This window comes from Ruegeria sp. D1(2025) (genome assembly GCF_056536425.1).
Genome location: NZ_JBQFPO010000025.1, coordinates 1 through 10,076, shown reverse-complemented (window position 1 = coordinate 10,076; position 10,076 = coordinate 1). Strand labels below are relative to the sequence as shown.

The 10,076-nt window shown below is 54.4% G+C and carries 7 protein-coding genes and 1 tRNA gene; 5 read left to right on the top strand and 3 right to left on the bottom strand.

The annotated features are described in order from the left end of the window. Positions 1-184: 184 nt before the first annotated feature. Together ACR1XU_RS22830 and ACR1XU_RS22825 are read right to left on the bottom strand one after the other, a co-directional pair. On the bottom strand, positions 185-1,177 hold the full coding sequence (locus ACR1XU_RS22830; protein WP_480909542.1) for a hypothetical protein: 993 nt from the start codon (positions 1,175-1,177) through the stop codon (positions 185-187). 289 nt (positions 1,178-1,466) lie between these two features. After that, complete coding sequence (locus ACR1XU_RS22825) at positions 1,467-2,744, bottom strand: tetratricopeptide repeat protein (protein WP_480909544.1); 1,278 nt, start codon at positions 2,742-2,744, stop codon at positions 1,467-1,469. Positions 2,745-2,984: 240 nt separating this feature from the next. Between ACR1XU_RS22825 and gntH the strand changes: the two genes are divergently transcribed. From gntH to ACR1XU_RS22800, 5 genes are all read left to right on the top strand, one after another. Beyond that, a complete protein-coding gene (gntH, locus tag ACR1XU_RS22820; RefSeq protein ID WP_170808446.1) occupies positions 2,985-4,316 on the top strand; it encodes a guanitoxin biosynthesis MBL fold metallo-hydrolase GntH in 1,332 nt (443 codons plus the stop codon). Positions 4,317-4,384: 68 nt separating this feature from the next. Beyond that, positions 4,385-5,185, top strand: coding sequence for a hypothetical protein (locus ACR1XU_RS22815; RefSeq protein ID WP_170682475.1), 801 nt, complete (start codon positions 4,385-4,387; stop codon positions 5,183-5,185). 31 nt (positions 5,186-5,216) lie between these two features. Beyond that, entirely contained in the window at positions 5,217-6,914 is a 1,698-nt protein-coding gene (locus ACR1XU_RS22810; protein ID WP_480909546.1) for a hypothetical protein, read from the top strand. Between the two features lie 4 nt (positions 6,915-6,918). After that, positions 6,919-8,178 carry a HupE/UreJ family protein gene (locus ACR1XU_RS22805; protein WP_480909548.1) on the top strand — a complete coding sequence of 420 codons (1,260 nt, stop codon included), beginning with the start codon at positions 6,919-6,921 and terminating at the stop codon, positions 8,176-8,178. Between the two features lie 289 nt (positions 8,179-8,467). Continuing rightward, positions 8,468-9,682, top strand: a complete 1,215-nt coding sequence (locus tag ACR1XU_RS22800) for an MFS transporter (RefSeq protein WP_480909550.1) — start codon at positions 8,468-8,470, stop codon at positions 9,680-9,682. Between the two features lie 305 nt (positions 9,683-9,987). On the opposite strand, the gene ACR1XU_RS22795 is transcribed toward ACR1XU_RS22800, so the two are convergent. Continuing rightward, positions 9,988-10,064 (bottom strand) — tRNA-Met (locus ACR1XU_RS22795). Between the last annotated feature and the right edge of the window lie 12 nt (positions 10,065-10,076).

The window sequence follows — 10,076 nt, the reverse complement described above, 5'->3', positions numbered from 1 at the left end:
GATGGGATATTTTGCCAAGGGCAGCGGAGCACTTTGGGTCATCGCAATACTGGTCGGCGTATTGCTGGCAATGGTCGCATTCTTTGGAGGCAACTTTGGTGAAGCACCAAAGTGAACCTTGAAGGCCTGAGTTTTGCCGAAACCATCATGCTTACTGTCGTTTGGATACTGAAGGCGTCTATTTTCAATCGGTTGGTGCAATCTTGGTTTGAATGACGAACCGCGTCAGTGGATCAGGTTCTTCATTTTCCAATACTGCCTTAAGTAGGTGATCCAAACGGTTTTCCTGCCAGTCGCGCGCCGCAATCGCGATGTTCAATGCCAACGCGCTGTCGTCGGTCAGGGCTCTGGAAAAAACGTCGATGATCGAATCTCTGAGGTTCGGAGACGCCGTGCCAGCGTCAGTCAACGCGCGTATCAGGCTCTGCCTGTCTTGCAATTTCCGTCCTGACTTTTGAAGCGCATTGTCGATGGTTTGCACCGCAACCGATCCGTCCACCTCCAAACCGGCCAGAGCCCAATCGTAAAGGTAACCGCTGCGGCTGCTTACGGCGCGCGGGTAACGTGCCCGTACGATCCCGACCGCCTCCGCATCGTCCTTTTGCAAACCCAAGAGACGAATTGCAATCGGAACAAAGCTTATGCGGTTGATGTTGCGAAGCTCCTCCATCAGCCGGTTGGTTTGAACCTTTGGGCGCAGGGCTTGAATCGCTGGATACGGCGCGCGATCCAGTTCGATCAACGCCGTGTCACGCAGGACGGGATCCGCGGAGTTTAGATACCCGGCGAAGAACTCAACACGCTCCGCAACGTTTTTGCTGCCGAAAGACCAGTTTTCTGCCGCGTCCTCGAGATTTGCCAGAAACTGTTCCCGGTCCGGGTTCAGAGTGAATATCCTTTTCCAACTGCGCGAGAAACCGCGCCCGGCCGCGTCCTTGTCCACCGCTCCATAGGTAAAGAGAATGCTCTTGTCCGGGTAATTGCGAAATGTTGCCCGGGTCGCACTGTCGACGAGAAACGGAATCTCAGGCAATCCTGCAAGATCCTCAGATGTGCCTTTGATCAGCTTTTTCGGAGCAAATCCAAATGGGTTGTCCTGTGCAGGTCCGGCCAGAACAATGATTTCGGCCGAAATCAGATGATCAGCAAGTGATGCGTCCGGCAGTGTTATGCACACCGTGCATGCGCTTGTAAGGCGGGGTTGAGATGCAGTGGCAATCAATACGGCAACGACCAATAGGGGGATGCCAAGGGAACGCGCAAAGCGGTCCTGAAAGGCGCGAGGCCGACCAAAGCTGAACATTCAACACACCCTTTCAAATTCGAACGGTAACGCGACAGCCCCTCCTTTGACTGTCTGTTCATTGATCACTTCCAGCCTTCAGTTCGCACCGAACAATATGCTGACTGACTTTTGCTCAGAAGGCTTGCGCCGGTATAGTCTGCCACACGCGCAATGAGACAACTCATTGCTGGACTTCTTCCTGCTCGGCGGGACTGACCCAGCCCTGCTTTCGCAGTTCATGCAACACGGCTTCGGCGTTTTTGTCGTCTCTATGAATACTTTTCAGCATCGCACCAATTGGTGCGCCTGGCCAGGCGCGCTCAAGCTCTGCCAACTTTGCCTGGGCAGCTTGATCGCGTCCCATCGCAGACAAGGCAGCCGTGACATAAGCCAGAGAAGGTGCACTCAGCGGATCCCCAAGTTGCTTGGCCTCTTCAAAGCGCTGAACCGTTTTTTCATACTCACCCAGATGAAAGTAGGTCGCGCCTGAAATGTTGCGATTGGCAAACCTTTGGTTGCTGGAATTCATAAGGGAAAGCCGGTCAGCTGTTTCGATTGCTTCCTCGAACTCGCCGGAAAACAAAGCGACAGCCCCAGAAAAGTCGAGGACTGCGCCATCATTCGGGTCAAGTTGTGAGGCGCGCCTGCCGAGTTGTAACGCAGCATCGTAATCGCGATTGGCGAAATAGGCCCAGCTTTTGGCGGACTGGCTCCAGGCTTGGTCTGGCGCAAGGCTAACGGCCTGGTTTGCCAATTTCATGGCAGCATCGGCATATTCCGCTTTGGCGTCTGATGGAGGAGAAATCACTGAGAGCGACGCTAATGCCTGTGCTGCACCCGCGTAGCCACCAAAGTAATCAGGGTCCATCTCAATCACGCCTTCAAACACAGAAAGAACCAGTAACTGGCGCTGCCGGTCGAAGATCGGAAAGATCATTGTCCGTGCTTGTTGCGCCAGATTGAAGGCTTGCAAAGCGGCAGGGGACTTTTCGTAAATTGCGGCGCGCTGTAAAAATGCGTTCGTGTTCGTCTCAGGTGGATTGCTTAGTTCTGCCGAAGCGGGGTCTTTTCTGTCCGGAACAAGACTGACTGCGATCAGTGCGCCAACAACAGCCCCAAAACCGAACGCGCCGATGGGAAGGCCAAAACGTTTGGCGTCAGTCGAAAGCGATGCCGAACTCACTCTGGTGGCCGCTTCGAACCGTGGCCTGTACCCGCCGCTGTCGATATGCAGGCGTACCGGGTCTTCTTTTCCAATGCCCTCGTAATGCAGTTCCAAAAATTGACGAAGCCGTCTGGCGTCCACGCGAACAACGTTTTCCGGATCGGTCCCTTCTGAGGTGTCGCGGCCATAGACGTCTTGCGCTATTGTTTTCCCACGAATTTTTTCGCCTCGCCCGGCGAGTTCTTCGTCAACAATGTAGGTCAAAAAGGCCTGAAGTCTTTCGGACCCATCCATGTGCGCGTCCGCAAGCAATCTGCTTAGGGCGGCACGCTTGTCATTATCCGGAATTTCTTCGGAACGCCTTACCATATTCTTATTCTTGCAATTATCCGAACGTGAGTCACGCCAATACTCACCGTGAGTCACTTACAATCGTAGTCACTAAGTGTCAGTTTGATAAGCATAACAGCGGGATGATGTGCGCCTTTGCGCTACGCCCGCCTACCTCGCTGCTAAGCGATTGGAGGACGGTATATGGCCTATCATTCGAACTACAGAAGATTGAGTAAGCATTTCGCAATTGGTGTGCTTTTCGGCGCCTGGGCCGTTTCTCCGCAAGCGTTTACAGATGCCGTAATGGATGCTGTTACACCATCGGCAGCATATGCGCAGGAAACGGAAGAGGTTTCACCGACGATGGTGCGTGATCGTCCGCGGGATGTGTACTACCCAAACACCGAAGACCTGGCCGAAGATGAGATGCGGGTCATTGCGTGCGGGACCGGAATGCCCACAACACGGGCCGCGCAGGCTGCCGCGTGTTTCCTTGTGGAACTGGGAAACGGAGACAAGTTCCTGTTCGATATCGGTTCGGGGTCGGCCGAGCGGATTTCGTCGCTGCAGATTCCTTACAACTACCTCAACAAAGTCTTCATCGGACATCTGCACACCGACCACTTTGGTGCGCTGCATGACCTGTTCATCGGCGGCGCATTGATGGGGCGAAACGTGCCGTTGCGCGTCTGGGGCCCGAGCGGGCCAGCCGAGGAACTTGGCACCGCCTATGCGTTGGATCATATGCAGAAGATGCTGACCTGGGATCTGGCGGGTCGTGCAGGCAACGTCGATTTCCGCGGCTACTCGATGGAGGTGAACGAGTTCGACTACAAACTGGAAAACGAAGTCATTTACGAGGAAAACGGGGTTCAGATCCGCACTTTCCCGGCGATTCACTCGATCGACGGCGCAGTCAGCTATGCGCTTGAGTGGAATGGGTTGAAGTTCGTTTTCAGTTCGGACACCTACCCCAACAAGTGGTTCAAGGAATACGCCAAGAACGCCGACCTCGCGATCCACGAGTGCTTCATCGCGGTGCCGGAGCTAGTAACGAAGATGAAGTTTACGCCAGAATCCGCCTTGTTGGTGGGCACGCAAGTACACACTGCACCGGAAGCGTTTGGCAAGGTGATGAGCGATATCCAGCCTCGTATGGCCGTTGCATATCATTTCTTCAACGACTTTGACACCTCGTCCGGTGTATATGAACGTATTCGGTCGACGTATGATGGGCCGCTGAGCATGGCCGATGATTTCATGGTCTGGAATGTGACGAAGGACGACATCATCGTGCGGATGGCTGCGACCGAGGAACGCACTTGGTCACCTCCGCTGGCATCACCCGCCCAAGCTCCTTCCCAGGATGATCGGGCCGAATTCTCCGAGCGTTCAGGTGTCGCTTTGGAAGCGATGCAGTTCTCAGACTTTACGAAGAGCGGATATGACGACGTTGATGATGTTTTGCGTCCGATCTATGAAGAAGCTTCGGAAGTTCTGGGGCAAGAGTTCCCGTATCCCGGCGACAACTAACAAACTGAATAACCGGCGCGTGCTGAGCAGCACGTGCCGGTTTTTTGAAAATTGTCAGGGGCGTTGCGATGCGAAGTATCACGAATAAATTGATCTTGACTGTCGGGCTGATCGTAGGTTTCGCGGAAGCCGCAAGCGCTCAGTCCCTTTCCAGATCAGAGAATGATGAAGGTGGTTGGCGGCACTCGATCACGCCTTATCTGTTCCTCCCGCTCAGCACCACGGGCACCTCGACCATTGATGGCACAAGCGTCGATCTGGACCTGAGCCTGAGTGAGGTTCTGGATGTGCTGCAAGGGGCCGCTTCGGTGCGCTATGAAGGCTGGAACGGAGATTTCGGGATCATCTCCGAGGTCTACTATGTGAGGCTTGGCGGCGACGGCACCCTGCCCGGCGGAAGGGTGGGTGTCGATGTTGATGTCCGGCAAACCTTCGCCAATGTTCAAGGTGCTTACCGATTTGCGAACGGGGTCAATGCCTCTGGCAGGCGCTACGCGGCAGACGCCGCAATCGGTGTTCAATGGAACCGGTTAAAGCAAGAGATCGACATTTCCGGCCTTGGCCCGGGCATGACGCTGGGCGGAACCGAAGACTGGTTCGAGCCAATGATCGCGCTTCGCTATGCGGTGGAAATCAACGACAAATGGAGCTTTGCCAGCCGCGCCGAACTAAGCGGATTTGGTGTGAATGGCGATGACCTGCAATATCTGCTTCTTGCAGGCTTCGACTGGAAAGGTTGGGAGAACACGTCCTTGCGGTTTGGCTATCAATTCTACGGAATTGACTATTCCACAAACCGTTCGGGTGGGGAGTTTGCCTATGACGTGGATCAGAATGGCATTTATGCTGCCGTCGCGTTTCATTTCTAAGAACAACACCTATAGGACTGTATGGGTTTCTTTGAGCTCGATACTCGCGGGCCTTGTGTTGAACGCAAATCAGTCGTTTGCTGATCTGGTGTCACCCTACGGTGGTGAAACCGCTCCAAACTTCGTCGAGCTTTCGGTGGAGGCTGATCATGTCCGGGTAGTCCTTGAGGTTGATCTGAGTGACTATCCCGTATTCGTCGTTCCGGATGACGGTTCAGGTAAATCGCTGGCTGAGCGTACGGGGCAAAACCTTCAGATTTGGGCGGAAGGGAAAGAACTGACCAGCACAACGAAAACGATCGATGTGCGACCCAGGATTCCTCGGCAAACAGCCGCCAGCACGCAGTTTCGACCGCGACCGCGCAGTAACAACGTCGTCTACGTGGATATGGAGTATCCGTTTCATGGCAAGCCTGAACGGATCAAGTTTGTCCCTCCGCTAAGTGCTGACGGTATTCCTTTGGCTTCTATTGGCGTGGTGGCCGAACATATGGGCGTTCCGGTTACAGACTATCGCTATCTTTCGCAGCCCGAGACAATGATCCCGGACTGGAGCGACCCTTGGTTTACCACATTTGAAAACCCCAATCTGACCCGTCACCACAAATCCCCGATGATGTCGTTTCTGGCCATGGAACCGCGGGTCGTCCGGCACGAAATCATCTTGCGTTTGAAAGACTTCGAAGGTTGGGCAGATCTGAACCTTGGAAACACAGAACGACTGACCGCGGATCAGGTCGTTGGCATCAAGTCTGAGGTGTCGCAGTTTTTTGCGAACAGAAACCCGATCGCCATCGATGGAAAGCAAGTGAACCCTGATACGGTGCAGGTCTCTCGTATCGAGATTGGGGCCGAAGGATTGCGCGTCCTTCCGGATGAGGCGGAAGCCAACCGAAATACGATGCTGCTGGGCGTTGTGCTGTCCTACCCGGTCATGACATTACCCAATCGTGTTGATGTGGCGTGGGAATTGTTCCCGGACAATCTGGACGTCATACCAATCACCCTCACCGATCCGGCCGGGGCGGTACCATCACAGATTTACGCGTCCGATCCTGTTGTTAGTTGGAATAACCACCTGACGTCTTGGGCAGACCCGAAAACGAGCGCTGTTGTTGTCAAAACTGCGGGCCTGACACAGGTGCCGTTGTTTGCCATTGGCCTGGGTCTGTTGGGTATCATTTGTGCTTGGTTTTCGTCGAAACGAACCGGGGGCCAGCGCTTGATTTTGATCAGCCTGACCGGTGCATTCGGGGCCGCCGCAATTGTCGTCTACCCCGTAAAAAGCCCGATTCCCTTCGCGATGACGACGGAACCGGATGAGATCGCCACGCATCAGGTTGTGGAAGGACTGCTGAGCAACATTGGCACCGCGATGCTTGAGACGCAAAGTGACAGGACTGCGGCAGCGCTTGAGCCATTCGTTGAGGCGGGCAATCGCGATGACGTACAAGCGGAGATGAAGCGAGGTTTGTCGGTCAAGTTACCATCCGGCGCAATGGCGCGTGTGGAAGAAATTGTTGATTTGAACGTCGAAAGCTTTGCTGCAGGCGATACAAGGAACCGACACCAGGCGCTCGCCAATTGGACGGCCCGTGTCAGCGGCGGCCATTGGGGGCATTTTCACAGGCAGGCGGTCCTTTACCGCGGAGTGCTCGATGTCTCGCGGCATGGCAGCCAATGGATGCTTGATGGGCTGACGATAATCAGTGCAAAGACAGGGGGTTAACATAGTGAAACCTGTGCGGCTGTTCATTTTTTCGGTGCTGTCAGCCTTGATCTCATTATGTGCAGGAAGCGCCAAGGCGCATTTCAATCTGAACCAGAATGTCCGTATTCATCATGTTGCCCACTCGGAAGATGGTCTTGATGTCTACGTGCGCTTGCCGATGCCATATCTGGTCGCGGAACTCGTCGGACCGAAAGGCGCCGACGGATTACCCGCTCCGGCACCTTATACATACAATCAGATCGAAGATGGGATGCTGATGCATTACGTGGATCAGGCCGCCTTGCGTCGTGACTCAAGCGGTTTGGCCCGTATCGCTGCCGACAGCCTATTGTTGTCAATCGAAGGTCAGCAACAAAAGGCAAATGTCGTTTCTATCAGGTTGTACCCGCTGGGGCAGGAGCCCGGATTTGCCACGCTGGATGAAGCCCGGGCTGCACTTGCACCCGGCGATGTTTTCCCCACGACCGACGAGACGTATGTGGGTGCCGTGATGGTGGACGTGCATCTGCGCTTCAATACAGGACAAGTGGGAACCTACAGTCTGTCCTATGCCTCTGATCCGGGACTTGAGGGACAGGAAGACACCGCGAACCTGATCCTCGACTACAACAGGCAGGAGGTTCGGACTTACCGTGCCAGGGGCCTGATGCATAACCCGGTCGATGTATCGGGATCAGCGACCTCAGCGGCTTCGACTTTCTTTGTCGAAGGTATTCGGCACATTCTGGAAGGGCCCGATCACGTGCTGTTCGTTCTTTGCATGATCATCGGGGCTCTGAACCTTCATAGCCTGCTGGCGCGCGTCACGGGGTTTACACTCGGCCATACAGTAACGCTGATCCTTGGCTTTTTTGGTTTCGCACCGAGTGGCGCATGGTTCATCCCAACTGTTGAATTGGCGATTGCGCTTTCCATAATTTACGCTGCCATGATGGCGGTCTGGCCACCGGAAAAGGGACACGGTGACCTGAAGGCCTTTGCAATCACGTCCGGCATCGGTTTGCTGCACGGATTTGGGTTTTCCTTCATGCTGCACCAGATCCTGCGCGTCGACGCACCGAACGTTTGGCACAGCTTGCTGGCCTTCAATGTTGGCGTGGAGGCCGGGCAAGTTATGATCGTTCTATTGGTCTGGCCGCTGGTGCTGTTTCTGCGCAAACAGCCGGGGCGGATCTGGGTTGGCTCCCGCGCCGCCGTCGCCGCATGTGCAAGTCTGGTCGCGATGTTTTGGGTTGTTGAACGGGCAGAGGCGTTACTCTGACTCCGGCTCTGTTTGGGCGACTTAAAACATCGAAACGTGGGAAAAAAAGCGGCTTTGTAACTTTAGTTCCATTTAGCGAGTTTCGACTAAGTAACAACTTTGTCCGTAACGCGGAGTTTAGCAACTCGTAGGTGCAGTGTAATCCCTGCGTACAAAGCCGTCTTTCGCAGCGCGTCGACAGCTTTAGAGATCCGAAAACTCTGGTGACGTTGACGGCTCGCAATTGATTGCGAACACGGATCGTGCCAGCTTCGCAGTTGAGATCTCTTATTGCTCGCCAGGAGCCGACGTGGAAAGCACTTCCCCTACAAAAAGCCAGTTGAACGCCGCAGTTTTTGCAGGATGCATGGTTGCCTTTCTTGGCTTCGGGTTCTCCGCTACATTTGGTGTGTTCTTGGCACCTATGTCTTCCGAACTTGGTTGGGGTCGCGAAGTTTTTTCGTTGTCGGTTGCTGTTCAGGCTTTGATGTGGGGGATCGCTCAACCTGTCGCAGGCGCTTTTGCAGATCGCTATGGAACAGCACGCGTAATTGGTTTCGGAGCTGTTTTCGCTGGGATCGGTTTCCTTTTGCGGGGCCTCATTACTGATCCGATTCCGTTTATCCTTACGGGTGTCCTTGTCGGGATTGGAACGGGCGCGGCATCCTTTCCGATTGTCATCGGAGCACTGGGAAAAGTCGTAACACCAGAGCGGCGGAGCTTCATTCTTGGTCTGGGCACCGCCGCTGCCTCTCTGGGGATGTTCGTGGCCGCGCCATCAGCCACCGCCATGATTGGCGGGGTCGGATGGCAAATCGCCCTGATTTTGATCGCGTTTAGCTTTGCACTGATCCTGCCATTTCTCGTGTTCATTTCTCGCGTCTCCGTTCCCAGCGCCGCTGGCAGCAGTGCAGGCGATTTTGGAACGGCCATATCAATGGCCTTTTCCGACCGCAGTTATGTTTGTCTTTTTTTCGGGTTCTTTGTTTGCGGATTTCACGTGGCTTTTATTCAAACGCACTTGCCAGCCTATGTCGTGGATCTCGGCCTTGCGTCTTGGGTTGGTGCTTGGTCGCTGGCACTTATTGGATTGTTCAATATCGCCGGGTCGTTTCTCTCGGGTTGGTCCGGCCAAGTGTATTCAAAGAAGAAGGTCCTCAGCGGTATCTATTTTACGCGATCTCTGGTCATCACCCTTTTCATCCTGTTTCCATTAAGTGAGACAAGCGTTTTGGTCTTTTCTGCGCTGATGGGCCTGCTTTGGTTGTCGACAGTACCGCTGACCATGGGGCTGGTCGCACAAACACAAGGGTTGAAATATTTGTCAACGTTGGCTGGTCTTGTTTTCCTGAGCCACCAGTCCGGCAGCTTCGTGGGGGCGTGGCTCGGTGGCCGCATTTACGATCTCAACCAGGACTACACGCCAATGTGGTGGTCGGCAGTCGCGCTTGGCTTGCTAGCAGGGCTCATTCATCTTCCAATACGCGAAGAACCCGGACCGCTGGCGAGAGTTGAAGCGTCATAGAACACTATCAGACCGTAAGTGGATGACCGTTATTGGGTCAAAGCGGGCGGTAAAAGCCAAAATATGAAACGAATGCTGGCTAAGCGGAGTTAGCCGTCTTCCGCTGCATCGCCGTGATAGTTTCAGGACAATCAATTGGTGCTAGCCGCAAAACCTCTGACTTTCAGGTTAAGATACCGACGAGGTCAGGTTATCTATCAAACGGTCTGGTACCATAGAACTCTTTGGGCAGTTGGCGATTCTTTTGGCCCTTTGTACAAAGTAGAACGCCCGCAGCGTTGTTGCTACGGGCGGTTTTGTGAAGCTGGTTGCGGGAGTAGGATTTGAACCTACGACCTTCAGGTTATGAGCCTGACGAGCTACCGGGCTGCTCCATCCCGCGTCAGGGTCGGAA

Bases quoted from the DNA above. Each gene is read 5' to 3' on its own strand.
- ACR1XU_RS22825 (WP_480909544.1), bottom strand. From the start codon at position 2,744: ATGGATGGGTCCGAAAGACTTCAGGCCTTTTTGACCTACATTGTTGAC.
- ACR1XU_RS22815 (WP_170682475.1), top strand. From the start codon at position 4,385: ATGCGAAGTATCACGAATAAATTGATCTTGACTGTCGGGCTGATCGTA.
- gntH (WP_170808446.1), top strand. From the start codon at position 2,985: ATGGCCTATCATTCGAACTACAGAAGATTGAGTAAGCATTTCGCAATT.